This window comes from Cognatiyoonia sp. (assembly GCF_965661665.1).
In the GTDB taxonomy this organism is placed as follows: Bacteria; Pseudomonadota; Alphaproteobacteria; order Rhodobacterales; family Rhodobacteraceae; genus Cognatiyoonia.
On record NZ_CBFIEO010000007.1, the window covers coordinates 68,151 to 91,574 of the forward strand.

Annotated in this window: 27 protein-coding genes and 1 pseudogene; 4 read left to right on the forward strand and 24 right to left on the reverse strand. The window is 56.6% G+C overall.

The features are described from left to right. Nucleotides 1-51 precede the first annotated feature (51 nt). From ACTF5F_RS06245 to alr, 12 genes and pseudogenes are all read right to left on the reverse strand, one after another. Entirely contained in the window at nt 52-693 is a 642-nt protein-coding gene (locus tag ACTF5F_RS06245; RefSeq protein WP_438956014.1) for a protein-L-isoaspartate(D-aspartate) O-methyltransferase, read from the reverse strand. Beyond that, complete coding sequence (surE, locus tag ACTF5F_RS06250; protein ID WP_438956015.1) at nt 690-1,475, reverse strand: 5'/3'-nucleotidase SurE; 786 nt, start codon at nt 1,473-1,475, stop codon at nt 690-692. The genes ACTF5F_RS06245 and surE overlap by 4 nt, the downstream gene beginning before the upstream one ends. 105 nt (nt 1,476-1,580) lie before the next feature. After that, nucleotides 1,581-2,225 (reverse strand): SDR family NAD(P)-dependent oxidoreductase, encoded by a 645-nt coding sequence (locus ACTF5F_RS06255; protein WP_438956016.1) that lies wholly within the window; start codon nt 2,223-2,225, stop codon nt 1,581-1,583. A 24-nt stretch (nt 2,226-2,249) separates the two neighbouring features. Further along, nucleotides 2,250-3,719 carry an amidophosphoribosyltransferase gene (gene purF / locus ACTF5F_RS06260; protein WP_438956017.1) on the reverse strand — a complete coding sequence of 490 codons (1,470 nt, stop codon included), beginning with the start codon at nt 3,717-3,719 and terminating at the stop codon, nt 2,250-2,252. 143 nt (nt 3,720-3,862) lie between these two features. Further along, a complete protein-coding gene (locus ACTF5F_RS06265; RefSeq protein ID WP_438956018.1) occupies nt 3,863-3,979 on the reverse strand; it encodes a PEP-CTERM sorting domain-containing protein in 117 nt (38 codons plus the stop codon). A 69-nt stretch (nt 3,980-4,048) separates the two neighbouring features. Further along, on the reverse strand, nt 4,049-4,297 hold the full coding sequence (locus tag ACTF5F_RS06270; protein WP_438956019.1) for a hypothetical protein: 249 nt from the start codon (nt 4,295-4,297) through the stop codon (nt 4,049-4,051). A 252-nt stretch (nt 4,298-4,549) separates the two neighbouring features. Next, on the reverse strand, nt 4,550-5,116 hold the full coding sequence (locus tag ACTF5F_RS06275) for a CvpA family protein (RefSeq protein WP_438956020.1): 567 nt from the start codon (nt 5,114-5,116) through the stop codon (nt 4,550-4,552). A 22-nt stretch (nt 5,117-5,138) separates the two neighbouring features. Beyond that, a complete protein-coding gene (radA, locus tag ACTF5F_RS06280; protein WP_438956021.1) occupies nt 5,139-6,503 on the reverse strand; it encodes a DNA repair protein RadA in 1,365 nt (454 codons plus the stop codon). A gap of 51 nt (nt 6,504-6,554) precedes the next feature. After that, a pseudogene (locus tag ACTF5F_RS06285) lies at nt 6,555-7,010 on the reverse strand (paraquat-inducible protein A). Between the two features lie 12 nt (nt 7,011-7,022). Further along, nucleotides 7,023-7,733, reverse strand: a complete 711-nt coding sequence (locus ACTF5F_RS06290) for an ABC transporter ATP-binding protein (RefSeq protein WP_438956022.1) — start codon at nt 7,731-7,733, stop codon at nt 7,023-7,025. Next, nucleotides 7,730-8,506: an MlaE family ABC transporter permease gene (locus ACTF5F_RS06295; RefSeq protein ID WP_438956023.1), complete on the reverse strand. Its 777-nt coding sequence runs from the start codon at nt 8,504-8,506 to the stop codon at nt 7,730-7,732. The genes ACTF5F_RS06290 and ACTF5F_RS06295 overlap by 4 nt, the downstream gene beginning before the upstream one ends. Further along, entirely contained in the window at nt 8,503-9,540 is a 1,038-nt protein-coding gene (gene alr, locus ACTF5F_RS06300; protein WP_438956024.1) for an alanine racemase, read from the reverse strand. The genes ACTF5F_RS06295 and alr overlap by 4 nt, the downstream gene beginning before the upstream one ends. 109 nt (nt 9,541-9,649) lie before the next feature. Here alr and ACTF5F_RS06305 point away from each other — a divergent pair, with 109 nt between their 5' ends. Continuing rightward, nucleotides 9,650-9,856 carry a hypothetical protein gene (locus ACTF5F_RS06305; protein ID WP_438956025.1) on the forward strand — a complete coding sequence of 69 codons (207 nt, stop codon included), beginning with the start codon at nt 9,650-9,652 and terminating at the stop codon, nt 9,854-9,856. A gap of 102 nt (nt 9,857-9,958) precedes the next feature. On the opposite strand, the gene ACTF5F_RS06310 is transcribed toward ACTF5F_RS06305, so the two are convergent. The 3 genes from ACTF5F_RS06310 to pyrC all read right to left on the reverse strand — a co-directional run bounded on the left by ACTF5F_RS06310 (nt 9,959) and on the right by pyrC (nt 13,404). Beyond that, nucleotides 9,959-11,452, reverse strand: a complete 1,494-nt coding sequence (locus ACTF5F_RS06310; protein ID WP_438956026.1) for a replicative DNA helicase — start codon at nt 11,450-11,452, stop codon at nt 9,959-9,961. Between the two features lie 215 nt (nt 11,453-11,667). Continuing rightward, nucleotides 11,668-12,336 carry an orotate phosphoribosyltransferase gene (locus ACTF5F_RS06315; RefSeq protein WP_438956027.1) on the reverse strand — a complete coding sequence of 223 codons (669 nt, stop codon included), beginning with the start codon at nt 12,334-12,336 and terminating at the stop codon, nt 11,668-11,670. A 12-nt stretch (nt 12,337-12,348) separates the two neighbouring features. After that, a complete protein-coding gene (gene pyrC, locus ACTF5F_RS06320) occupies nt 12,349-13,404 on the reverse strand; it encodes a dihydroorotase (RefSeq protein ID WP_438956028.1) in 1,056 nt (351 codons plus the stop codon). A 110-nt stretch (nt 13,405-13,514) separates the two neighbouring features. Between pyrC and ACTF5F_RS06325 the strand changes: the two genes are divergently transcribed. Beyond that, entirely contained in the window at nt 13,515-13,799 is a 285-nt protein-coding gene (locus tag ACTF5F_RS06325; protein WP_438956029.1) for a hypothetical protein, read from the forward strand. Here the strand turns inward: ACTF5F_RS06325 and ACTF5F_RS06330 are convergent. After that, entirely contained in the window at nt 13,796-14,260 is a 465-nt protein-coding gene (locus ACTF5F_RS06330; RefSeq protein ID WP_438956030.1) for a hypothetical protein, read from the reverse strand. The two genes, ACTF5F_RS06325 and ACTF5F_RS06330, sit on opposite strands and share 4 nt — an antisense overlap. A gap of 75 nt (nt 14,261-14,335) precedes the next feature. Then, nucleotides 14,336-15,481 carry a phytanoyl-CoA dioxygenase family protein gene (locus ACTF5F_RS06335; RefSeq protein WP_438956031.1) on the reverse strand — a complete coding sequence of 382 codons (1,146 nt, stop codon included), beginning with the start codon at nt 15,479-15,481 and terminating at the stop codon, nt 14,336-14,338. Between the two features lie 77 nt (nt 15,482-15,558). Here ACTF5F_RS06335 and ACTF5F_RS06340 point away from each other — a divergent pair, with 77 nt between their 5' ends. Beyond that, the gene (locus ACTF5F_RS06340; RefSeq protein ID WP_438956032.1) at nt 15,559-16,608 is read left to right on the forward strand and encodes a LacI family DNA-binding transcriptional regulator; all 1,050 of its coding nucleotides are present in this window, start codon (nt 15,559-15,561) and stop codon (nt 16,606-16,608) included. Nucleotides 16,609-16,621: 13 nt separating this feature from the next. Here ACTF5F_RS06340 and infC read toward each other — a convergent pair whose 3' ends face one another. Beyond that, nucleotides 16,622-17,167: a translation initiation factor IF-3 gene (gene infC, locus ACTF5F_RS06345; protein ID WP_438956093.1), complete on the reverse strand. Its 546-nt coding sequence runs from the start codon at nt 17,165-17,167 to the stop codon at nt 16,622-16,624. Between the two features lie 268 nt (nt 17,168-17,435). Between infC and ACTF5F_RS06350 the strand changes: the two genes are divergently transcribed. Then, complete coding sequence (locus tag ACTF5F_RS06350; protein ID WP_438956033.1) at nt 17,436-17,924, forward strand: hypothetical protein; 489 nt, start codon at nt 17,436-17,438, stop codon at nt 17,922-17,924. A gap of 69 nt (nt 17,925-17,993) precedes the next feature. Here the strand turns inward: ACTF5F_RS06350 and ACTF5F_RS06355 are convergent, their stop codons facing one another. The 6 genes from ACTF5F_RS06355 to cysG all read right to left on the reverse strand — a co-directional run bounded on the left by ACTF5F_RS06355 (nt 17,994) and on the right by cysG (nt 23,398). Further along, complete coding sequence (locus ACTF5F_RS06355) at nt 17,994-18,842, reverse strand: ferredoxin--NADP reductase (RefSeq protein WP_438956034.1); 849 nt, start codon at nt 18,840-18,842, stop codon at nt 17,994-17,996. A 69-nt stretch (nt 18,843-18,911) separates the two neighbouring features. Continuing rightward, nucleotides 18,912-19,322, reverse strand: coding sequence for a DUF934 domain-containing protein (locus ACTF5F_RS06360; protein WP_438956035.1), 411 nt, complete (start codon nt 19,320-19,322; stop codon nt 18,912-18,914). Next, nucleotides 19,319-20,041: a phosphoadenylyl-sulfate reductase gene (locus ACTF5F_RS06365; RefSeq protein WP_438956036.1), complete on the reverse strand. Its 723-nt coding sequence runs from the start codon at nt 20,039-20,041 to the stop codon at nt 19,319-19,321. The genes ACTF5F_RS06360 and ACTF5F_RS06365 overlap by 4 nt, the downstream gene beginning before the upstream one ends. Then, on the reverse strand, nt 20,031-21,698 hold the full coding sequence (locus ACTF5F_RS06370) for a nitrite/sulfite reductase (protein WP_438956037.1): 1,668 nt from the start codon (nt 21,696-21,698) through the stop codon (nt 20,031-20,033). Before ACTF5F_RS06370 ends, ACTF5F_RS06365 begins: the two co-directional genes overlap by 11 nt. Nucleotides 21,699-21,701: 3 nt before the next feature. Further along, on the reverse strand, nt 21,702-22,001 hold the full coding sequence (locus ACTF5F_RS06375) for a DUF2849 domain-containing protein (protein WP_438956038.1): 300 nt from the start codon (nt 21,999-22,001) through the stop codon (nt 21,702-21,704). Beyond that, a complete protein-coding gene (gene cysG, locus ACTF5F_RS06380) occupies nt 22,001-23,398 on the reverse strand; it encodes a siroheme synthase CysG (RefSeq protein WP_438956039.1) in 1,398 nt (465 codons plus the stop codon). Before cysG ends, ACTF5F_RS06375 begins: the two co-directional genes overlap by 1 nt. Between the last annotated feature and the right edge of the window lie 26 nt (nt 23,399-23,424).

Sequence of the window (23,424 nt, forward strand, 5' to 3'; positions counted from 1 at the left end):
TCTGCTCCTCATCACGGGGTTCCTTGTTGGCCGGAACACCTCGCGGTTGGTTTAGTCTGCGCCAAGCCCGTCAATCAAGGGCACAAACCTCACGTTTCTAAGCTCTTCATAATCATACCCGTCTTCATTGCGGGTCACTTTAATCAAACTTTGTACCGCGTCGGACTGACCGACGGGTAGCACCATAATACCCCCTACGCGCAATTGCGCCAAGAGGGGGCCGGGTGGGTCCTCTGCCGCCGCGGTCAATAGGATGCGATCAAACGGGGCCTGTTCGGGCAATCCGCGGCTGCCATCGGCGGTCATCGCGGTGATGTTGGTGATGGCCAGCGCATCGAATGCAGCCTGCGCCTCCTTCACCAAACGGCGGAAACGGTCAACTGTATAGATCCGTCGGGCCAACTGGCTGAGGATCGCCGCTTGATAGCCGGAGCCAGTGCCGACCTCCAACACCTTACATCGGTCATTGACCTGCAACGCTTGCGTCATCAGCGCCACGATAGAGGGTTGGCTGATTGTTTGGCCGCACGGGATTGGCAGCGGTGTGTCTTCATAGGCGCGTTCTGAAAAGATGCCTTGCAGAAACACAGCGCGGTCAACCTTTTCCATTGCGTTGAGGACGCGGGCGTCTGTAACGCCTTTGGAGCGCAACGCATAAAGAAACTGCATCTTGGTTTCGGCGTCGAAGGTCACGGGAAGACACCTTGCAGGTCAGCTAAGACAGCCTCATCCGTCAGATCAACGCGCATCGGCGTGACGGAGATATAGCCGTCAAGGTTGGCATGTGCGTCCGTTTCGGGAGCAGTCGGGACATGCTGCGGGCAACCAACGACCCAAAGGAACGTGCGTCCGTTCGGGGCGGACTGGTCTTTGACGCCAAAGGACAAATCGCGGCGGAAACCTTGGCGGACGGCTTTGGTGCCTTTTACCTCCGCAGCAGGGACAGGTGGGAAGTTGACATTATAGAAGAGCCGGTAATCTGCATCATCCCAGCGGCCCTCTTGGATCAGGGTTTTGATCAGGTCAGCCCCAAAGTTGCGGGAGGCTTCGAATTGGTCGGCAAGATCCCTGTTGGCGGGGCCGTAGTACTGGGAAAGCGCGATGGCGTTAACGCCTTGCAATGCCGCCTCCATCGCAGCGCCGATCGTGCCGGAATAGAGCGTATTTTCGGCGGAGTTGTTCCCGCGATTGATGCCAGACAAGATGATATTGGGCGGCGTGTCTTTCATGAAATGATGCAGACCCGCCAACACACAATCGGCGGGTGAGCCTTCGACAGCGAACCGGCGGTTTCCATGTTGCGCGACCATTGTGGGGCGGGTGTAGTTGATGCAATGCCCGACGCCCGACTGTTCGGTCGCTGGGGCGACGACCCAAACTTCTCCGGCAGGGCCAGCGACCTTTGCCGCGATCTCTTCCAACACAGCGAGACCCGGCGCGTTGATGCCGTCGTCATTGGTGATCATGATGCGCATGCTGTGCCCGCCCGCTTTGTTCTTGCTGTTTTGTTAGTCAGGCAAGGGGGCAGTCACAAGAGGGTCGCAGCGGCAGGGCGTGAAATGTGACTGCGAAGGCGCAATTCAGACGATGCCAAGTTCACCCAGAATACGGACTGCTTCAGCGTCCGTGTCAGCAAGTGGTGCGCGATCTTCGCCCGGGTGGAACCGCGCGCGGGCGGCGGTGGGCATGGGGTTTGGCGTTGTGATGTGAACCTTTGGGCCAGTGTTCCGTGTCTCTTTCTGCCAGCTTTGGGCAAGCGCGATTTGCGCCGCTTTGGTGGCACCGTAGCTGCCGAAAAAGCTTTCCCCAGCGGAGGGGTCGCCAAAGAAGACCACTTGACCATTGGTGCCGAGCAGGGGCGCCACATACCGGATCAGGCGCGATGTGGCGGTGACATTCGTGTTCACCGACTTGTCAAAATCCTTTTCGCCGATATGGCTCGCGGGGGACAGGGGGGCTGCGTGGATTGCAGGGTGCAGCCACAGGTCAATGCTGCCCCAACGATCATAAATCGACCGGCAGAGCTGCTGCATGGCTGCGTCCTTGGTAATGTCCATTGGGGCCAGCGTCGCCTGACCGCCTGCCGCTTGGATATGATCGTCGAGGTCTTCGAGCGCGCCAGTTGTTTTGGCAACGGCTATGATGTGGTGCGTGGGAGCTAAGGCTTTCGCCATAGCCGCGCCAAGGCCACGCGAGGCACCAGTGATAAGGGCTGTTTTTGTCATAATGAATGTGCCGTTTGAGCGGAGCTACTCTGCCGCCGTTTTCATTTGGAAACCGTCTTCGATCATATCGGACGGGGCCACCGGATATTCGCCAGAGAAGCAGGCGTCGCAATAAGCAGGGCAGTTGGAGTCGCGCCCGTTGGCTTCGCCCACCGCACGATAAAGCCCGTCGAGGGAGATGAATTTGAGCGAATCCACACCAAGGTGATCGCGCATCTCCTCTTCCGACATTGTGGCGGCCAAAAGCTTTTCGCGCTGTGGTGTGTCGACACCGTAGAAGCACGGCCATGATGTTGGGGGTGATGCGATGCGGAAATGCACTTCCGCCGCGCCAGCATCAAGGATCATTTCCTTGATCTTACGGCTCGTGGTGCCGCGCACGACGCTGTCGTCGACCAGGATGACGCGCTTGCCTTTGATCAGCGCCCGATTGACGTTGAGCTTGAGGCGTACGCCCATGTTGCGGATCTGCTCTGTCGGTTCGATGAACGTCCGGCCCATGTAATTGTTGCGGATGATGCCCATTGCGTAGGGAATCCCGCTCTCAAGACTGTAGCCGATCGCTGCTGGCGTGCCGCTGTCTGGCACAGGGCAGACAAGGTCCGCCTCAACAGGGTTTTCTTTGGCCAATTCCCGCCCGATGTTTTCGCGGGTTTCATAGACAGACCGGCCGCCCAATTGGCTGTCGGGGCGGCTGAAGTAGACATGCTCAAAAATGCAGAACCGAGGTGCGGCCTGACGGAACGGGAAATGACTTTGCACGCCGTTGCCGTTGATGACGACCATTTCGCCAGGCTCAATTTCCCGCACGAACTCAGCACCGATGATATCAAGCGCGCAGGTCTCTGATGCTAGTACCCAACCCTCACCGACTTGGCCCAAGACCAGTGGCCGAACGCCCAAAGGATCGCGGCAGCCAATTAGTTTCGTTCGTGTCATTGCCACGACGGAGAAGGCACCTTCGACCTTGCGCAGGGCTTCTTCCATTCGGTCAGGGATGTTGCGGCCCATAGAGCGGGCCATCAGGTGTACGATGCATTCGCTGTCAGAAGAACTTTGAAAGATCGAACCCCGCTCGATCAACTCGCGCCGCAGGGACAGAGCGTTGGTGATGTTGCCATTATGCGCAATGGCCGCGCCGCCCATGGAAAACTCACCAAAGAATGGCTGCACATCGCGGATCGCGGTTTGCCCCTTTGAGCCTGCGGTGGAGTACCGCACGTGACCGATTCCGATTGAACCGGGAAGCTGTGCCATGCTGCCGGGAGATGTGAAGTTGTCACGCACCAGACCAAAGCGGCGCATCTGGTTGAAACCAGTGTCGGGGTCATGGGTGACGATGCCGCCTGCTTCTTGTCCACGGTGTTGCAGCGCGTGAAGGCCAAGTGCGATGAAGTTTGCCGCGTCAGCGACGCCTATGACCCCAAAGACCCCGCATTCTTCGCGTAATTTGTCATCATCAAACGGGTGGGCGGGCGGTAAATTCGCGGACAAGGCGAGCAGCTCCGAATCCTATTGCACAGTTTGGAGACTTCATACCTGTTAACGCACACGGTGTCATGTGCTTGTCATGCAAAAGCGCCCGGACGTTGATCGGCCAGGCGCTCTGAAATTTTAGATGCTGTGTTTTGCTGATTTTAACGCTTGCGAAGCTTATTGTTCAGCAACAGCCCGATCAGGGCCAACAGAAGCAGACCGCCGCTTGCAGGGACGGGCACTGACAGGAGCGTCAGCTCAATACTAGCGACTCGCACGCCGCGATTGCCTGCAGCATTTGGTTCCAATCCCAAAACGCTGAAGCTGGAAAGTGGCGCAGCAAAGGTCTAAGAGAAAGATTGCGTCGATGCACCACCGCCTCCACCTAGAACGGTCACTGCTTGGGTTCCGAAAAACAGGTCTTCATCTTGATTGCCTGTTTCGAAGAACGTCGCGGTAACCGCCTCAATGTTGTATCCGGTGACGGAAAATATCAGCGCTTCGCCCAGTCCGAGGCGACCTCCCACAGGGGCACCGGAGACGCCAAGACCGCGATTGCCTTGGTTGATGGCCTCACCGAAAGAGTTAATCGTCATCAGAGTCCCAGACGATGTCACGCCATCAAACTGGAGTTCAGAGAATGTGTCGTTGCCGTTGTTCTCAAAATTATAAAGAATCGTAATCGCATTTGCTGTGGTCGCGAATGCAATCACAAAAATAGTCGTAAGAAGTGTTCTCAAAACTGCGATAACTAGCCGTCCTAATAGACACGCAGGCGGAAGCTAGCCGAGAACTTTGGCGTTAAGATGGTTCAAATGTGGCAAGACCTAGGCGATAGCCAAGAAACTTTATTGCTCTTCTGCCGCCCCACAGCTTCCGACAAGCTGCTCATACTGGGTCGTTATCCAGCTCAAAGTTGCTTCCGGATCTTGGTTTTCAAGCTGACCCGTTATGCGAGCAAAAACTTTCGCCGACCGGCTGTCTTCGATCATCGCGATGTCCTGTGTGGCAAGAACCGTTTGGTACACAAAGAACGCCGTAGCCACCAAAAGAATGCCTCGTAGGACACCGAAAAGGAAGCCTGCCCCTTGGTCCAAACCACCAAGGGCTGACCTTTGCACGACTGTGGAGAAGAGCGGCGTGAAGATCGAAACGACCACCAGCGCGACCGCAAACACGGCTGCAAATGCGGCAATGATGGAAAGTTCACAGCTGTCGCCAATGAAATCGCCCAAGATGGGCGTTTGTTTGATCAAAGGTTCAACCTGATCGGCAAAGATAAAGGCCAAGATCGTGGCGCCGATCCACCCTGCAATGGCCATTGCTTCGCGAACAAAGCCGCGGCTGTAAGCCAGTAGTGCCGATACGATGATGACTGCGGCAACGATGCCGTCGATCAGGGTGAAGCCTTCCATGGTCCTACTCCTACGGGCGCTTTCACTGCGCGCCGAAAACCTCTTTTATAAATGTTGCCAAATCTGCCATTTCGCGCAGCTCCAGCCCAGACGCCGCTCTTTTCTTTTGTGATTGCGACGAAATTGCGGATGTAAAACCAAGTTTTTCGGCTTCTTTCAATCTATTTTCCGTCTGCGCAACAGGTCTGAGCGCGCCGGAAAGGGAGATTTCGCCAAAAACCACGGCCTCTTTCGGTAAGGCTGATTCCTCTCGTGCCGAGACGAGTGCAGCTGCAATGGCGAGGTCTGCACCAGGCTCGGAAATGCGCAAACCTCCTGCAACGTTGAGGTAAACGTCCAATCCGGCAAAGGCGAGGCCGCAACGGGATTCAAGCACGGCAAGGATCATGGCAAGTCGCGCACCGTCCCATCCGACCACGGATCGGCGCGGTTGGCTGTGTGGCGAAGGTGCCACAAGTGCTTGGATCTCGCACAGCATGGGGCGGTTGCCCTCGATCCCCGCGAAGACCACGGATCCAGGTGCCGGATCGCCACGGTCTGACAGGAACAGGGCAGAGGGGTTCTTAACCTCGGCCAGCCCTTTGCCGGTCATTTCAAAAACGCCAATCTCATCCGCAGGGCCGAACCGGTTTTTAACCGCGCGGAGGAGGCGGAATTGATGGCCGCGTTCCCCTTCGAAATAGAGCACGGTGTCGACCATATGCTCCACCACGCGGGGCCCGGCCAATGCGCCTTCTTTAGTGACGTGGCCCACCATCACGACGGAAATGCCTTGGCTTTTGGCGAAGGTTGTCAGCTCATGGGCAGATGCGCGCACTTGCGACACACTGCCGGGGGCGCTGTCGACATTGTCGGCCCACATGGTTTGGATGGAATCGATGATGGCGAGGTCGGGTTTTTCCGCCTCAAGCGTTGTCAGTATGTTGCGCAGATTTGTTGCGGCTGCCAATTGCACAGGGCTTTCGGTCAAGCCAAGCCTGCGGGCGCGCATTTGCACTTGGGCAGAGGATTCTTCACCGGAGATATAAACGACTTTCAGCCCGTTTCGCGCAAAGCGGGCGGCGGCCTGCAACAACAGTGTAGACTTTCCGATCCCCGGATCACCACCGACCAAAAGGGCGGAGGCTTTGACCAAGCCGCCCCCGAGCACGCGGTCCAGTTCAGAAACACCAGCCAGCGTGCGCGGCGGGTCCTTTTGTTCGGTCGCCAGATCGGTCAGTTCGATGGGTTTGCCACGATGTTTGCCCAACGATTTCGACTTTGGGCCAGAGGATAGCGGCTGATCCTCTTCAATCGTATTCCACGCGCCACAGCTTTCGCAGCGCCCTGACCATTTGGAGGTGACAGCGCCGCAATCGGTGCAGGAATAACTGATATCTTTCGCCATAGCGTCTTGTGCCTGATTGGGGCGCGGCCCGCAATGGTTTGGGCGGTGGGTTTAGTCCGTTTCGGCGGAGCGTTCTTTGCGGCATGTCATGGCTGAAATCAGGATTGAGGCGAGGATGCAGGCGGTGAAAAGGTAAAGTCCCCATGCCGTCTCTACCTTGCCGATGCCGACGCCTTTCACAACAACGATGTAAAGCGCGATGAGGAACACATCTGCCATCGCCAGCTTTCCCATCTAGTTGAGAAACGGCGGGGTTTTGTCCTTGAGCAATCCAAAATGCACGAGACCAAGCCCGATGGTTTTGAGATACGGCGCGAAAAGCGCGAAGGCTGTGACGAGCAGTGCTAGGGCGATATCGATTTCCTGGAGCGCTTGCAGACCGGAAATGACGCTGATCTTAGACAGGTCGAAAAGCGGCAGAAGGCCAGCCCGCATGAGTGGTGCGAACCATGCAATTGGGAATAGGATCAACAGGCTGAGGTTGGCAATGCGCAGAACGTTCTGCATGGATGGCCTTTACTAAGTCGGCGTTCCCGTGATGAAAGCCTTTAGGTAGGGCTGGTCAATATTGAATATTTCTTCGGGTGTTCCGGCCCACTCAATCCGTCCGTCTTTCAAAAAAGCAACATTGTCCGCAATCGCGTGGACGCAGGTCATATCGTGGGTGATGGTCAGGGTGGTCGCTCCAAGGTCGTCCACAACCTCCCTTATCAGCGCGTTAATTTGCCTTGCGCGGATCGGGTCGAGGCCGGTGGTTGGTTCATCGAAAAAGATGATCTCTGGGTTCGTCGCAATCGCGCGTGCGAGCCCTGCGCGTTTTTGCATGCCACCCGAAAGCTCTGATGGGAATTGATCGGCTGTGGCGGCGCTGAGGCCGACGCGATCCAGTTTCTCAATAGCCAAAGCGCGGGCTTTGTCGCGGGCCATTCCGGATTGCAACGGGCGAAAGGCGACGTTCTCCCACACCTGCATCCCATCGAACAGCGCTGCACCTTGGAACAGCATTCCGAACCGGTCGAGGAATTTTGGCGGAAGCGTGGGCTGTCCACCAACGGTGATGGTGCCGCGGTCGGGTGTCTCCAACCCAAGGATGCATTTTAGAAGAACCGATTTGCCGCTACCGGACGCACCAATCAGCACAAGGCTTTGTCCTTTTGCAATCGATAGGTCCACGCCCTTTAGAACGTTGGTACCTTCGAACGTCTTATGGAGGTCACGAACATCAATCATGCGGAGAAGAACGCCTCCGTCAGTAAGAAGTTTGCGGCAAGGATCAGGACCGATGCGGCGACGACCGCTGTTTTGGTGGCAACGCCTACCCCCAAAGCCCCGCGATCCGACCGCATGCCGAAGTAGCAGCCTATCAAAGCGGCGATTGCACCGAACAAAGCGCCTTTGATGAGGGACGATGTGATGTCGTGCGCTTCAAGATACGACATGGTGTTGTGCAGATAGCTGGCCGATGAAAACCCAAGGCGGCTGGTTGCAACCAGATACCCGCCCAGGATGCCGATGATGTCGCCAACAGCCACCAAAACGGGCGTCACAAGCGTCGCGGCAAGCACCCGGGGTACAGTCAGATATTTGCTGGGATTGGTGGAGAGGGTGACGAGCGCGTCGATCTGCTCCGTCACTTTCATCGTCGCAATCTCCGCCGCGATGGAGGAGGTGACACGCGCCACTAGCATCAAACCGACCAACACTGGCCCAAGCTCCCGCACCATACCGATGGCGACAATCTGAGGGACGGCTTCTTCTGCTTCAAAACGCGCGCCGCCGGAGTAGATTTGCAGGGCAAGCGCCCCGCCTGTGAAAAGCGCGGCGAGGCCAATGACGGGCAGGGACAAGTACCCAAGTTGGTAGAGCGCTTGCATAAACGCACGTCCATAGAATGGCGGCGTTACAGTATCCCAAACCGTCTGTGCGGTGAAGATCGCGACGCGTCCAATGGCGGCTAAAGCGGACAAAACCGCTGCGCCAAGGGTCGCGAGAGCGGCTGTCATGATCCCTTGTAGCGCCGCGCATATCGCGCGCCGAGCGAGGTCAGGATTTCATAGCCGATCGTGCCTGCAACATCGGCAAGCTGATCGACCCCTTGCTGCGGGCCAATAAGTGTCAATGCTTGCGGGGTTTCGGAAAGATCGGTCACATCGACGGTTATGAGGTCCATCGACACGCGGCCGACCAGTGGGCAGCTCTGATCGCCGTACCAAAAGGTCGCTTTGTCAGAGATGGCGCGGATCAATCCATCCGCATAACCCGCCGACACTGTAGCAATTTTCGACGGTCTCTTGCATTGCCATGCGTTGCCATAGCCCACGACTTCGCCCTCTTCCAAATGCCGGATTTGGATGACGGGTAGGTCGATCTGAATGACATCGCGCGCCTCGGCAAAGGGCATCCCGCCATAAAGCCCGATTCCCGGACGGCAAAGGTCGAAGTGATAGTCCTTGCCCAACAGAATGCCCCCCGTCGCGGCCAAGGACCGTGGTGTGCTGATCCCGTCGGTCATCTGGTGAAACACGTCCAGTTGATAAGCGTTCATTGGGTGATCGGGCTCATCTGCACAGGCAAGGTGGCTCATCACCAGCGTGGGTTTCTGGGCAAGAGTGATTTTCGCGACCGCGGCCCATTCATCCCATTCCACCCCAAGGCGGTTCATACCGGTATCAAGCTGCATGCCAAAGGCATGACCGGGCAGGGCTTCGAGGTGGCGCGTCACTTGTTCAACGGAATTGAGCATCGGCGTAAGACTAAGATCGCCGATCATGTCAGTGTCACCGCGCATATGCCCACCAAAGACAGAAATTTCTGGACCCGGACCCAAGGCTTCGCGCACGGCGGCACCTTCTTCGGCGACGGCCACAAAGAACTTGCGCGCGCCTGCGCGGGCCAAAGCGGTGGCAACCTTGCCAGAGCCCAGACCGTAGCCGTTTGCCTTCACCACGGCTGCCGTTTCGCAGTTGGTTTTGGCATCCAGCGCACGCCAGTTTGCCACCAGCGCATCAAGATCAATTGTCAGATATCCCGTACTCATATCGGCGTTGTGACAGGGGACGGTTATCGCGGCAAGGGGTTGCTTTTGAAATTCGGATGGGTGTCCAATGGATTGCCGATTGAGGGCCTAGTGTTAGCAAGGGGTGGATATGCCAGAGGATGTCCGAACAGCGTGCCGCGCGCCCGCCAAGGGCAAATCAAGCGTGACGCGCATCCCCACATGGAAATTTGATCTGAAGCGGGAACATATTTTGGCTGTCGGCGGCGGCGCCGAACCTCATGGATTTCCGTTTCAAGATTTGGCGTCAGCGGCCGGAGAACGGATCACGGATGCGCAAAAGAGCAAGCTTGGCTAACTCGGCTGGCACAGCATGTCGGTAAAGTTTGAGCTTGAGGTCGCTGGTGATCTGAAACGTATGGAAGGCGTCAGCCCGCAGCGGATTCTTCTGGGCTAGAGCTTAAAACTCCTGCTCACCGCCCTGTTGCCACGGTTTCACGAGGTTACCAAAGCGGGTGAAGCGGCCTTCAAAGCTAAGCTCGACCGTGCCAATTGGCCCGTGACGCTGTTTGCCGATGACGACTTCGGCCTTGCCGTGCAGACGCTCCATCTTTTCCTGCCATTCGGCCATCTTTTCCATCTCGTGATCGCCTGGCTTTTCGCGCTCGGCATAGTATTCCTCTCGGAACACGAACATGACGACGTCGGCGTCTTGCTCGATTGATCCTGATTCACGCAAGTCCGACAACTGCGGCCGCTTGTCTTCGCGTGCTTCGACTTGACGCGATAGCTGCGATAGCGCGATGACTGGAATGTTAAGTTCCTTGGCTATCGCTTTGAGCCCCATAGTGATTTCAGAAATTTCGTTCACGCGGTTCTCTGACCGGCCTGTTCCGCGCACCAGCTGAAGATAGTCGACCATCAACACATCAAGGCCGTGTGTCCGCTTCAAACGGCGCGCGCGTGCGGCAAGCTGAGAAATGGGCAGCGCAGGTGTGTCGTCGATGAAAAGCGGGCAGGCTTCCAAGGCTTTTGCCGCTTCGACGAAACGTCGGAATTCCGCCTCCGTCATGTCGCCGCGCCGGATCTGTTCTGAGGGCACTTCTGATGCCTCTGACAGGATCCGTGCGGCGAGCTGCTCGGCACTCATTTCAAGGGAGTAGAACCCGACAACGCCGCCATTCACGGCGCCTTCGGTCCCATCGTGGAGGAGGCCCTTCCTGTAGGCCTTCGCAATATTGAACGCGATGTTGGTCGCGAGGGAGGTTTTGCCCATCGATGGCCGCCCTGCTAGGATCAACAGGTCGGACTTGTGAAGCCCGCCAAGCTTGCGGTCCATGTCGATGAGTCCGGTGGACACGCCGGAGAGCTGCCCATCCCGCTGATAGGCGGCATTAGCGACATTAACAGCATCCGTTACGGCCTTCAAAAAGCTTTGAAATCCGCTTTCAGAGCTGCCTTGCTCTGCCAGCCGATAAAGCTCTTGTTCTGCTTCGACAATTTGATCTTTTGGTTCGCTATCGACAGCTACGCGGCTGGCTTTTTCCGCAATCGTCTGACCCACTTGGATCAACTCTCGCCGGATGGCGAGGTCATAGATCATTTGCGCGTAATCCCGCGCCGCAAAAGCAGAAATCGCAGCCCCCGCCAGACGAGCAAGATAGGCCGGACCACCCAGTTCTTTTAGGCCTTCGTCGTCTTCAAGGAAGGCTTTCAACGTCACCGGAGAAGCGAGCGCGTTCTTAGCGATGCGGGTCGAGGCCGTCTCAAAAATCCGCGCGTGTACAGGGTCATAAAAGTGTTGGGGCCCAACGATCGAGGCGATCCGATCGAAAATGTCGTTATTGGTGAGAATCGCGCCCAAGAGCTGTTGTTCAGCTTCCACCGAATGGGGGAGCGTGTCGCCGTCCGCCTCGCTCGCGCCGGTCGCGTTGAATTGCGTGATCTCGTTCATCTGTCTTCCCTTGGCTCAGCCTGGGTTTAGCACCAATTCAAGCGGAGCGGCCATCTGATTAAGTCTGGGGATAAGTGACCCTGAACTGCTATGAACAAAGCTGGGGGTCGATCCCAAACAGCGATATGTGGCCCAAACCGGGCTTTAGCTTACCAAATCTGGTGCTGGCTGTCGATTCGACAATTGCCGAGTCGCGCCGCCTGTGGATAAGAAAATCAGGCTGGCGACCAGCCGTTCGGATCGTTTAGATAAGCCTCAACCGCTACAAGGGTTTGGGCGTCATATGCGCCTTTCTCCTTGGCCACGGCCAATACGTCCCACCACGTGCAGAGGCTAAGAAGCTGCACGCCGTGGTCGCCCAATGTCTTCTCCACACCGTCGAAAATCCCGTAGTAAAAGATCACCGCTGTCGCGTTACAGGTCGCACCCGTTTCGCGGATGGCTTCGACAAAGGACAGTTTCGATCCGCCATCTGTCGTGAGGTCTTCGACCAAGATAACGCGCTGGCCTTCGGTCATCACCCCTTCGATCCGCGCGTTCCGGCCGTAGCCTTTGGGTTTCTTGCGCACGTAGGTCATCGGCAGCGCCAAACGCTCCGCAATCATTGCGCCAAAGGGGATGCCGGCGGTTTCGCCGCCCGCCACGTTGTCAAATGACTCAAATCCCGCTTCGCGCATGATCGTCACGGCGAGGAAATCCATCAAAGTTGCACGAATTCGCGGGAAGGAGATGAGCTTGCGACAATCCACATACGTCGGGGCCTGCTTGCCGGAGGCGTGGGTAAACGGCTCCTTCGCATTGAAATCAATGGCCCCAATTTCGATCAGCATTCCCGCAGTCAGACGGGCGATTTCTTCTTTGCTGGGAAACGAAGTGGGGATCATTGATGTGCCTTTCTATGTGGTGTGAACGTGCCAGTGGAGCGGGAAGCCTGGGTCAAACACAGTGACCGGGCCATCGCCAGATTGGATCTGTGCGGGGTAGTTGGCGGCGTCGCCTTTGCGCAGGGTGATGGTCGCCTCATTCGGCTCCATACCGTAGAAAGCTGGACCGTTGAGGGATGTGAAGGCTTCAAGTTTGCCAAGCGCACCTGCCGCTTCGAACACTTCTGCCAAGCAGGACATGGTGTTGGTTGCTGAAAAGACACCTGCGCAGCCGCATTCCTGCAGTTTGTTAACATCCGTATGCGGGGCGCTGTCGGTGCCAAGAAAGAATCGTTTGTCGCCAGAGATGGCGGCCTGCACCAAGGCTACGCGATGCTTTTCGCGCTTCGCGACGGGCAAGCAGTAGTAATGCGGCCTGATTCCACCGGCGAGGATGTGGTTGCGGTTGATGATCAGGTGATGCGTTGTGATCGTTGCGGCGAGGTTTTTGCGGTGATCGCGGACGTAGTCCACAGCATCCTCGGTCGTGACGTGTTCCATCACAACGCGCAAATCGGGGTTCTTTTTGCGTATGGGTTTCAAGACGCGGTCAATGAACACCGCCTCCCGATCAAAGATATCGATCTCGCTGTCGGTCACTTCCCCATGGACGCAAAGCGGCATCCCGATTTCGGCCATGCGGTCCAAAACGGGCCGCACCTTGTCAAAGTCCCGCACGCCGGAGGCAGAATTTGTTGTTGCACCAGCGGGGTAGAGCTTCACGGCTGTCGCGATGCCGTTCTTATGCGCATACTCCACATCGTTTGGATCAGTGTCCTCCGTCAGATAAAGCATCATCAGCGGTGTAAAGGTTGAGCCATCAGGACGGGCAGCCAAGATGCGAGCTCGGTAAGCCGCTGCCTCTTTGGCGGTCACAACCGGTGGTACCAAGTTGGGCATTACAATCGCCCGCTCAAAATGCCGTGTGGTTTCCGGCAAAACGGCCTTGAGCATCGCACCGTCGCGCAAATGAAGATGCCAGTCGTCAGGGCGACGCAGCGTGATTTCTGTCAGGTCTTTGTCAGGCATAGGCACCGATTACACCGCATTTTCGACGGTGACCATAGGCCAATGCCTCCCCTTGATGGAAACCGGCACATTTCCCATGATGGGACGAGCCATTCAATTAGGAGCACAGGATGTTTGGACTTCTCATTTCGCTCGTCGCAGGGTTTTTGACGCCCTATTTTGAAAAGCCTTTGGCGGAGCCGCTGGCAAAGGCCATCGGTCAGCAGATCAAGATTGAACACTCCGAAATGCGTCTTTTGGCATTCATGCTGGCGCTTTTGATCGCAGCGGTTGTCTGCGCGGCACTTGATGCGGGCGGTATGTTCAGTGTCGTGATCGGCACGTCGCTTGGATACTTTGGCACCCGGATCGTGGAGATGGTGAAAGCGGCGGTGGACGGACGCCCCAAAGACTAGGTTTTGCCAGCCACTTCGCGTGCCAGCCGCGCTTGTTGTGGTTTGATCCCGTCTTTTTTCAGCACTTGAAGCTGTTTGTAGAAATACGTGTCCTCGCGCACGCGCATTAGGCGGGCGAAGAACAGGGTTGTCAGCCGACCATCCATCGTGGCCAACAACATGTCGTCGTGGATGTCTAATCCGTCGAAGGCTTTCTCAATATCGTGGCCCATGCTTTTCGCGTGCAAGAACGACACATTTGGGTGGGCGAAGAGGGCTGCATGTGCAGCATCCAACACTTGGGTCGGCTCATAAACGATATAAGCCTGTTGTGCGGCGTCAATCATCGCAGGGGAAAATCCATAGCGGCTTGTGAAATCGTAGCGGCGGAATTCTTTGTAGCGGTTGTCAAAACTTACAATAAGTGGATCTAGAGTGGCCTGCGTGCAAATGGCCAACCCCGCGCATCTGGTCAACGTCATAACAGGCCGTGCGGTTGCTGCCGTGAGCTAGACCGCAACAAGTTGTGAGGGAAGAGGGCGCCGAGAGCGCCCTTTTTATGCGCGCCGGCGCGCGTCCATCGTGTCCAAAGCCGCGTTGAAGTCTTCGGGAGACATGCCTGTCGCTAATGCTTCATAAAACAGGTCCGCCTGCATCTTTGGTACCAGCCCGCCAATGGGAGGATCGCTGTCGAGGTTTGTGGGAAAGGAATAGCCTTCCGCACAGCACGCGATGGCCGCGTCTCTCTCCGCTTCCGACATCTCTATGTTCCGGATTGTGGGATAGAGCGCCTTGCACATGGCCGTTCTGTCCACGGTTTCAATCGAGCGGCCGAGAGCCGACCCAACCTGTAACAGGTTTACCATCCGGTGTACATCTTTCGACCGGTTCTCACCCGCTGCATGGAAAAGGGCGGGATTGAAAAAGATCACATCGCCTTTCGACAGCGGGATCTGGACGTGATGTTCCTCAAAATAGTCGCGGAATTCGGGCAACCGATAGGCCATGTAGCCGGGGCGGTAGGACTGCGAAAAGGGCAACAGCTTCGTCGGCCCGCTCTCCACCGACATATCGCAATGCGCGATCCCGCCTTGCAGCGTCAACACTGGCGATAGGTCGTGGACATGCGCTGGGAAGGCACCGGCAATCTCTTCAGTTTGAAAGCCAAGGTGGTAGTCCCGATGCGCGTGCTGCGCCGCACCTCCCGGATGTACGAGGTTCACCTGCGCCGTCATCTGGTAGAAGGGGCCGAGCCAAGCCTCGCTCGCCGTTTGAATCGCTTCATTGCCGAAATAGCGGGCAAAAAGCTCTGGATCGCGTAAGCACAGTTTTTGGAGGGAGTTCCAAACGCGGTCATTGCTGCCAGCTGCAGCGAAATGATCCGCACCGTCACCGCCATGTTCTTTTTCCTCGGCGATAATCTCTTCATACACCATGGTCGCGGCATCAATAGCGGAGGTGTCCTTATACGCACTGCGCAACGCAATCACACCCGCGCCCTCACGCATCACGCGAGCCCATTCGGCCATCAGAGCTTTGCGGTCCGCGCCCCGCATCGCATTGGCGAGAGTGGGGATGTCATAAACCGGGACATTCTTGACGATGTCTGCTGCGAAGGGTGTGTTGACCTTTTTCGTCGTGCCCCCGACATGTTTATCGAAACCGGCGATGTCGCAATGTGTTCTGTCAAAATATGCTGTCATTCGAACTCCCCATTTTGATTGTAGATTGAGCAAAAAAAACCTTTTCGTCAGGTTCAAAACACATCAAAAAACCATCAATGACACATCGATTTCCAATCAAACTTATTGCCGCACAGGCCGGGTTGGGCACCGCAACTGTTGATCGCGTCCTGAATGATCGTGCCAATGTGAGTGTTCAGACGCGAATGCGGGTGCATGCCGCTATTGCAGAATTAGTACAACAAGAACAGCAAGTGTCGTCCCGTGGACGCCGCATGTTCTTTGACGTTGTTGTAGAGGCTCCGGAGCGGTTTGCGCGAGAGGTTCGGCATGCAGTCGAGCATGTCTTGCCAAGCTTCGCCCCGCTCAACCTACGGGCTCGATTTGCTGGGGCCGAAGTTCTGACCGGGGCCCAGATTTTGGCAATCCTTGCAAGAATTGCCAAACGCGGTAGCGACGGAATCATTCTGAAAGCGCGCGATATACCTGATGTACGCGATGGCATCGCCATGCTTTGTGCAAAAGGCATACCGGTCGTGACCTTTGTGACCGATGTACCGGCGACCGACCGTATCGCCTACGCAGGATTGGACAACGCGCAAGCGGGACGTACGGCGGCTGGATTAATCAAGCGAGAGGTCTTCAAGGGTCAGATCCTTGGCACCATAAGCAATCAGGCATTCGAGGGCGAAGATGCGCGATGGGCCGCGTTCTCGGCAGAGTTATCGGATTTGTTCGACCTGCATCTCATTCGGGATTTTGGAGGCTTGAATACTGATGCGAGCTCTGCCGTTCGAAAGGTATTGACTGCTGGGCTTAGACCTATTGCTGTCTATTCGATGAGCGGGGGCAACCGTGCGATCCGCGCGGCGCTGGACGACCATGGTGTGGCGCCCAGTCTTTATATTGCGCATGATTTGGACAGCGATAATGTCTGTTTGTTGAGGTCGGGTGAGATCAGTCACGTGCTTTACCACGATCTCGCCGATGACATGGCTCAAGTGTTTCGTCAGTTGTGCGGATTTCACAGAGCGGTATCAGCCGCTCCGGCAGCAAACATGTCTGACGTCCAGATTGTTATGAGGAGCAACATTCCAAAACGTTTCCAAGCAAATAAAAACGCCGCCAGAAGACGGAGTTTCGAATGATTTATGGGCCCGCTTACTTTGGCAGCGGCCCGATCAACATGACCATTTGGCGGCCTTCCATCTTCGGGAAGTTTTCGACCTTACCAGACTCTTTGGTGTCTTCGGCCACGCGCTCTAGCAATTGGCGACCTAGCTCTTGGTGTGCCATCTCACGCCCGCGGAAACGGAGCGTGACTTTGACTTTATCGCCGTTTTCCAAAAACTTGAAAACGTTGCGCATCTTCACATCATAGTCGTGGTTGTCCGTGTTGGGGCGGAACTTCACTTCTTTGATTTCGATGGTCTTTTGCTTTTTGCGAGCCTCAGCTTCTTTCTTCTGCGTCTCGTACTTGAACTTACCATAGTCCATGATCTTGCAGACGGGTGGGTTGGCGTTTGGTGAAATCTCCACCAGGTCCAAACCGGCATCTTCGGCCATTATCAGGGCACGTTCTGGAGTGACAACTCCGACATTTTCGCCCTCTGCGCCAATAAGGCGGATTTCGGAGGCCTGGATGCGATCGTTGATGCGTGGGCCGGTATCGCGCTGTGGAGGCGCGTTGTGGGGTCTGCGTGCTATGGTTTTCGTCCTTCAAGCAATGAATAGCGTCGCCTCAAACTAATGAGGCAGCCTGATGCCTTCAACCCGCAAAAAAGCGCTTATGCAAGCAGAATTCCCCTTAAACAGACATTCACCTCTCCCCATCTAGCTGACATAGACGCGCCAATAGCCTGCGTAAGGCCGAGAGAACTAAATTAAGAGGATAGACCCAAGGAGAGCACTACTGATCATTGCTGTCGCAGCTGTGTTGTGATTTTTTGGGTATCAATATTTTGTAGATGGTAACATGCTGGCCAAGGCGGTGAGCGAAACCACCGATGCAGCAGGAGATATGTCCGACTCCGCTGGTGAAATGGCAAGCGATGCCGGAGATGCGGCAACCGCTTCGACCGGTGACGCGGTCGAGGGTGCTGGTGATGCGGCATCAAGTGTGACGGATGCTGTTGAAAGCGCAACTGACGTAGCTGGTGACGCCGCGGACGCGGTGACTGCGACTGTAATCGATGCGGCTGATACTGCCACTGACGCAGCCGAAACGGTTACCGATACTGCCGCTGACGCGGCTGACGCCGCTGCGGAAGGTTCCGACAACCTGATCTCGCAACTTCTGTCCGCAGATGGGTTCGATGCCGAGAAAGTCAGCGAATTGATCCAGAATTCCGACTTTGGCGAATTCCAGAAATCTACATTGGGTGCGGCGCAGGATGCGGCGAAAGATAACTCAGAACTGCGGGAGCAGGTTTTTGATCAAGTCAAAGAAGCTCTGGGCCACTAAGCCTAAAGATCAATCAAGAAAGGCGGCAGCTTCCCACTGCGGCCGTTTTCGTTTCAGATGAACGTGAACTTAGCCAACGAAGGCTTTTTCAATCACGAATTGCTTCGGGTCGGAGTTTGCACCTTCCTCTAAGCCCGCTTTCTCAAGCAACGCTTTGATGTCGAGGTTGAAGGCTAGTGACCCGCAAACCATCGCGCGGTCGGTTTCTGGGTTCAGCGGAGGGACGCCAAGGTCTGAATACAACTCACCATTTTCGATCAATGTGGTGATCCGGCCCATTTTCGGGCTCTCTTCCCGTGTCGTCGTCGGATAGTAGCGGATCTTGTCGGCGAACCCTTCGCCGATCAGCTCGTTCAGCAATTCATCCGTCTTCAAACCTTCGATCAGGTCGCGGCCATAGGTCAGCTCATCCACATCACGGCAGGTGTGCGTGATGATCACCTCATCATAGTCCTCATAGGTTTCGGGCTCCCGCAAGAGCGATGCAAAAGGTGCAAAGCCTGTGCCGGTCGCAAAGAAATAAAGCCGTTTGCCGGGGAGGAGGGCATCATGGACCAACGTGCCCACGGGTTTCGGACGCAAGATGATCTCGTCGCCCGGTTGGATGTGCTGCAGCTTTGATGTCAGCGGGCCATCAGGCACCTTGATCGAGTAAAACTCCAACTCTTCATCCCAAGAAGGTGAAGCGATGGAGTAGGCCCGCAAAAGAGGCTTTTGCTTGCCGGTCTCAAAATGTGGATCGCCCATCAAGCCGATCATCACAAACTCGCCGGACCGAAACCGCAACGACGCAGGCCGTGTCACGCGGAATGAAAAAAGGCGGTGAGTATAATGCTTCACCTCTGTAACGGTTTGCGCGTCAGGCAAGGTTGGCGCTGGTTTTGCGGCGACTTGGTCCACGGGTGATTGCTCTGTCATGTTTCATCTTCGCGGCAAACGCGCCGCGCCTTACAATTAGTCTGTTTGGAGGGTGGAATAAAGCTTGTCTTATCCGCGCAGGCGAGCCTGATAGTCGTGCGCTTGCCAATCCGCGCGGCGCAGCCATTGCTCTTCAGGTTGACGCGCGGCCAGTGCCGCGTCGATTTCAACTTCGTCAAAGCCGCTGCGGCGGGCCATCGCGTATTGGTCAGCCAGCAGATGTCCTTTGGCCCGCAGGCGGCCATTGAACCCCGCACGGCGCAATATCGCAGCCAGCGTGAAGCCGCGTCCGTCGGCGTAGGTTGGAAAATCAATGCGGATCATGGGGGCGTTGACGAGACCCGCCAAGACATCGGGTGCGGTGTCGGACGCCAGATCAACCGCATAGTCGCAGTCATTTGCGGCGCAGGCATCCGGACCCACAAAATGGCCAGTCCAATCATCAGGTGCAAAGCCTGTATCGGTCACAATCGTAATCATGCTGAAACCTCTTCGGTGCGGGTGACTTTGCCGCCGTCAAAATGAATGCCGCACTCGGTTTTGGATTTATCCCGCCAACGTACGGCGCGTGGGTCTTCATGGTCGCCCACACGGGTTGTGCACGGCATGCAGCCGATCGATGGATACCCTTGCGCGACGAGCGGATGGCGCGGCAGGTCGTACTGATCCATGTAGGCCGCGATGCCGTCGCGCGTCCAGTTAGCCAGCGGGTTGATCCTGATTTTAAAGCCGTCCTTTTCAAAAAGCGGAAGCTTCGTCCGCTGCCCGCTTTGGAATTGTTTGCGGCCGTTGATCCAACCGCCGAACTCTTTCAACGCACGCTCGAGCGGTTCAACTTTGCGCAGTGTGCAGCAAGCATCAATGTCCGCCTGATACAGCAACCCATCGACATCACGTTCAAAAACAGCGGCGCGGGCGGGGCGCACGATGCGTACATCTGTGAGGCCCAGCTTGGCGCTGACGTCCTTTTGATACTGTAGCGTTTCTTCAAACAACATCTCGGTGTCGAAAAAGATCACAGGTGTCGCTTGATTGATCTGAGCGATCATATGCAACAACACAACGCTTTCCGCACCGAAGGAGCTGACTAAGGCCACCGGCCCGATTTGCACGTCGTCAAGCGCGTGCTTCAGAACGGTTTGCGCGTCGCTTTTGCGGTGCAGCAGGTTGCGGCGCTCTGCGAGTTCTTTAAGCGGCATTGGCGGCAACCTTTTCTGGATAAAGCACAGCCTTGAACGGCTCCATTCCGACACGGCGATAGGTTTGGAGGAATGTCTCCTCCGCGTTTTCGCGGAGATCGAGGTAGCCGAGCACGAGGCGCTCAATGGCGGGCACAATCTCATCGGCGGAAAAACCGGGGCCGGCCCGCTCCCCAATAGCTGCGTCCTCTGTCCCGTCACCGCCGAGCGTGATCTGGTAGTTTTCAATACCCGCGCGGTCGAGGCCAAGGATGCCGATGTGCCCAACATGGTGATGGCCACAAGCGTTGATGCAGCCGGAGATTTTGATCTTCAGCGGGCCAACCTCATGCTCGAGTTTTAGTTCGTCAAAGCGCGTCGCAATCTCCTGCGCGATGGGGATGGAGCGCGCGGTCGCCAAGGCGCAATAATCCATGCCGGGGCAAGCGATAATGTCGCTGATGAGACCGATGTTGGCCGTCGCCAAACCATGCTCGCGCAGGGCGTTATAGATCTCTGGCAGGTCGGATTTATGGACATGCGGCAGGATCACGTTCTGTTCGTGGCTGATGCGCAGTTCGTCGTGGCCCAAACGCAAAGCAAGGTCAGCAATCAAGCGCATCTGGTCAGCGCTCGCGTCACCAGGCGTTGCGCCATGTGCTTTCAGCGAGATGGAGACGATCGCGTATTCGCTGTTTTTATGCGCGGCCAAATTGGTATCCGCCCAAGAACGGAAAGCAGGGTTGGCGGCTTTGTAGGCGTCAAAAGCTTCCACGCTGCCGGACTTGTAGGTCGGTTCTGCAAAATGGTCTTGGATCTGAGAGTAAAGCTCCTGATCCACACCTGTGAAGCCTTTGCGGATCTCGTCAAACCGCGCTTCCACGAGTTCAGAAATCCTATCGATGCCATTCTCATGCACGGTGATTTTGATCCGCGCTTTGTATTTGTTGTCGCGCCGGCCAAGCAGGTTCCAAACGCTGACGACAGCTTCGACGTATGGCAGCAGGTCCGCTTCGGGGAGGAAATCGCGCAGCACTTTGCCAATCATCGGTGTCCTGCCAAGCCCGCCGCCAACAAAGATCCGGTAGCCGCGCGCATCGTTTTTTTCGACGATCTGAACAGCGACGTCATGGGCGCGCATCACGGCGCGGTCATTCTCTGCCCCAGAGACGGCGATTTTGAATTTGCGGGGCAGGGCTTGAAACTCTGGATGGTCGGTCGACCATTGGCGCAAAAGCTCCGCCACCGGACGGGGATCCAAGATTTCATCGCCCGCGGCCCCTGCGAAATGGTCGGCTGTCACGTTTCGGATCGTGTTGCCGGAGGTTTGGATGGCGTGCATCTCCACATCCGCCAGTGCCTCCAACATATCCGGCACATCGGGCAGCTTCGGCCAGTTGTACTGGATATTCTGGCGGGTGGTGAAGTGGCCGTAACCCTTGTCCCACGTCTCAGAGATGTAGGCCAACTGGGTCATTTGGCGGCTGTTCAACGTGCCATATGGGATGGCTACGCGGAGCATGTAGGCGTGCAGTTGCAAATAAAGGCCGTTCATCAAACGGAACGGCTTGAACTCATCCTCGGTCAAAGAGCCATCAACGCGGCGCTCCACCTGATCGCGGAATTGCGCCACACGTTCGCGCACAAAGGCTTCGTCAAAATCATTGTATAGATACATGGCTTAGACCTCTGCCTGTTTGCCGTGGGGGTAGTTGGATGGTCCGCGTGTACGGAACGACTCGCGGAAATGCGTGGGTGCGGGGCCATCGGCGGTCTGTTTGGCGTCGGCCAAATAGGCACCAGCGATTTGATCGGTGAAGGCTTGGGCCTCGATCAAACGCAATTCCGCGTGGGCCTCATCCGTCAGAAGCTCGGCATCCGCGATGTCGCGGGACCAGTCATTGGTCTCGGTGAGCCAGATCGCATCGCCTTCCAACAAGGCGTTGGCGGTGATGACTTTTGGGGTGAAGGCACGCGGCATTATGCAAACTCCTGTTCTTGAATGTCATAGCTGGCCGCAACCGCGTCACGTGGGGCAAGACCGTAGAATGTGAGGGCTGGGCCGGTGAGACCCGCTTTGGACATCGTCGGCTCCATCTCCGCCAGTGTTGTGGCGATCACGCGCTGATCGGTGCGGCTGACGTTTTCGATGATCGTGACAGGCGTCGCGGGATCGGCCCCTTGCATCAGTAGGCGTCCTTGAATGAACCGCGCGGCTTTCTTGCCCATGTAGATCGCCGCCACTTGTCCCGGCTCTGCCAGTACGCGCCAATCCTGATCGGCATACCCCTTCGTGTCATGGCCTGTGATCAGACGGACGGCGGAATTGCGGTTCCGTTTGGTCAGCGACTGCCCGATGGAGGCGACCGCAGCGGAGGCCGCCGTGATCCCTGGTACAACGCGCCAGCTAACACCCGCGGCATCGCAGGCCTCAATCTCTTCATCCAGTCGTCCGAACACTGTCGGATCACCCGCTTTCAAGCGCACGACATGTGCGCCTGCTGCGGCGTAGCCTACGATCAACGCGTCAATGTCGGACTGCTTCACCGCTTTGCCAAAGCCTTCTTTGCCCGCGTCAATGATCGTCGCCTCGCGGCGTGCCAGTTCAAGGATTTCAGGCGTGACCAACCGGTCGTGGATCACCACATCTGCCTTGTCCAAAGCCTTACGCGCTTTCAGCGTTAAAAGCTCGGGATCACCGGGGCCAGCGCCAACAAGATCGACGTGACCTGAATTGGTCTCTGCCATCACATGTTTGTCCAGAAGGGTGCCAAGGGCCGGAAGAATGCCCTCAGCCCCCTCTGTCTCAACGGTTTCGGGCCCGTCTTTGAAATAGAACTCTGACCAGAACGCCCGGCGCTTGAGACCCATTGGCAGGACGTCAACTGCGTGACGGAAGGTCTTACCAATTCGAGCCAGCAGACCGAGAGAGGAGGGAAGACGCTCCTCCAGATCAGCCTTGATCGCGCGGGCCAGAACTGGCGCCGCGCCTTCGGTACCAATGGCGATGGTGACGGGATCACGATCGACGATGGCGGGCGTGATGAATTGGCTGTCTGCGAGATTATCGACTATGTTCACCTTAGCCCCATCCGCGTGGGCCAAGTCCGCAACGCGCGCATCTTCTGCGTCATCCTCATTCGCGGCGTAGAACAAGACCGCACACATCGCGTCGCCTGCTTCCAAAGCACGCGGAATAAACGTGAGTTTGCCCTCCGCCGCCCAAGCATGGATTTCAGCTGCGGCCTTTTCTGCGAAAACAGTTACTTTCGCGGTAGTCTTTAAGATCAACCGCAGTTTCGCCAAAGCAGCATCACCGCCACCCGCCAAAACAATGCGACGACCAGCAACTGCCATGAAGATAGGAAAGTGGTCCATGGGAAGGGCTTTCATAGTTTCTTGTG

Bases quoted from the DNA above. Each gene is read 5' to 3' on its own strand.
- surE (WP_438956015.1), bottom strand. From the start codon at position 1,475: ATGCGCATCATGATCACCAATGACGACGGCATCAACGCGCCGGGTCTC.
- ACTF5F_RS06255 (WP_438956016.1), bottom strand. From the start codon at position 2,225: ATGACAAAAACAGCCCTTATCACTGGTGCCTCGCGTGGCCTTGGCGCG.
- ACTF5F_RS06270 (WP_438956019.1), bottom strand. From the start codon at position 4,297: ATGACGATTAACTCTTTCGGTGAGGCCATCAACCAAGGCAATCGCGGT.
- ACTF5F_RS06275 (WP_438956020.1), bottom strand. From the start codon at position 5,116: ATGGAAGGCTTCACCCTGATCGACGGCATCGTTGCCGCAGTCATCATC.
- radA (WP_438956021.1), bottom strand. From the start codon at position 6,503: ATGGCGAAAGATATCAGTTATTCCTGCACCGATTGCGGCGCTGTCACC.
- ACTF5F_RS06290 (WP_438956022.1), bottom strand. From the start codon at position 7,733: ATGATTGATGTTCGTGACCTCCATAAGACGTTCGAAGGTACCAACGTT.
- ACTF5F_RS06295 (WP_438956023.1), bottom strand. From the start codon at position 8,506: ATGACAGCCGCTCTCGCGACCCTTGGCGCAGCGGTTTTGTCCGCTTTA.
- alr (WP_438956024.1), bottom strand. From the start codon at position 9,540: ATGAGTACGGGATATCTGACAATTGATCTTGATGCGCTGGTGGCAAAC.
- ACTF5F_RS06305 (WP_438956025.1), top strand. From the start codon at position 9,650: ATGCCAGAGGATGTCCGAACAGCGTGCCGCGCGCCCGCCAAGGGCAAA.
- ACTF5F_RS06310 (WP_438956026.1), bottom strand. From the start codon at position 11,452: ATGAACGAGATCACGCAATTCAACGCGACCGGCGCGAGCGAGGCGGAC.
- ACTF5F_RS06315 (WP_438956027.1), bottom strand. From the start codon at position 12,336: ATGATCCCCACTTCGTTTCCCAGCAAAGAAGAAATCGCCCGTCTGACT.
- pyrC (WP_438956028.1), bottom strand. From the start codon at position 13,404: ATGCCTGACAAAGACCTGACAGAAATCACGCTGCGTCGCCCTGACGAC.
- ACTF5F_RS06325 (WP_438956029.1), top strand. From the start codon at position 13,515: ATGTTTGGACTTCTCATTTCGCTCGTCGCAGGGTTTTTGACGCCCTAT.
- ACTF5F_RS06330 (WP_438956030.1), bottom strand. From the start codon at position 14,260: ATGACGTTGACCAGATGCGCGGGGTTGGCCATTTGCACGCAGGCCACT.
- ACTF5F_RS06335 (WP_438956031.1), bottom strand. From the start codon at position 15,481: ATGACAGCATATTTTGACAGAACACATTGCGACATCGCCGGTTTCGAT.
- ACTF5F_RS06340 (WP_438956032.1), top strand. From the start codon at position 15,559: ATGACACATCGATTTCCAATCAAACTTATTGCCGCACAGGCCGGGTTG.
- ACTF5F_RS06350 (WP_438956033.1), top strand. From the start codon at position 17,436: ATGCTGGCCAAGGCGGTGAGCGAAACCACCGATGCAGCAGGAGATATG.
- ACTF5F_RS06355 (WP_438956034.1), bottom strand. From the start codon at position 18,842: ATGACAGAGCAATCACCCGTGGACCAAGTCGCCGCAAAACCAGCGCCA.
- ACTF5F_RS06360 (WP_438956035.1), bottom strand. From the start codon at position 19,322: ATGATTACGATTGTGACCGATACAGGCTTTGCACCTGATGATTGGACT.
- ACTF5F_RS06365 (WP_438956036.1), bottom strand. From the start codon at position 20,041: ATGCCGCTTAAAGAACTCGCAGAGCGCCGCAACCTGCTGCACCGCAAA.
- ACTF5F_RS06370 (WP_438956037.1), bottom strand. From the start codon at position 21,698: ATGTATCTATACAATGATTTTGACGAAGCCTTTGTGCGCGAACGTGTG.
- ACTF5F_RS06375 (WP_438956038.1), bottom strand. From the start codon at position 22,001: ATGCCGCGTGCCTTCACCCCAAAAGTCATCACCGCCAACGCCTTGTTG.
- cysG (WP_438956039.1), bottom strand. From the start codon at position 23,398: ATGGACCACTTTCCTATCTTCATGGCAGTTGCTGGTCGTCGCATTGTT.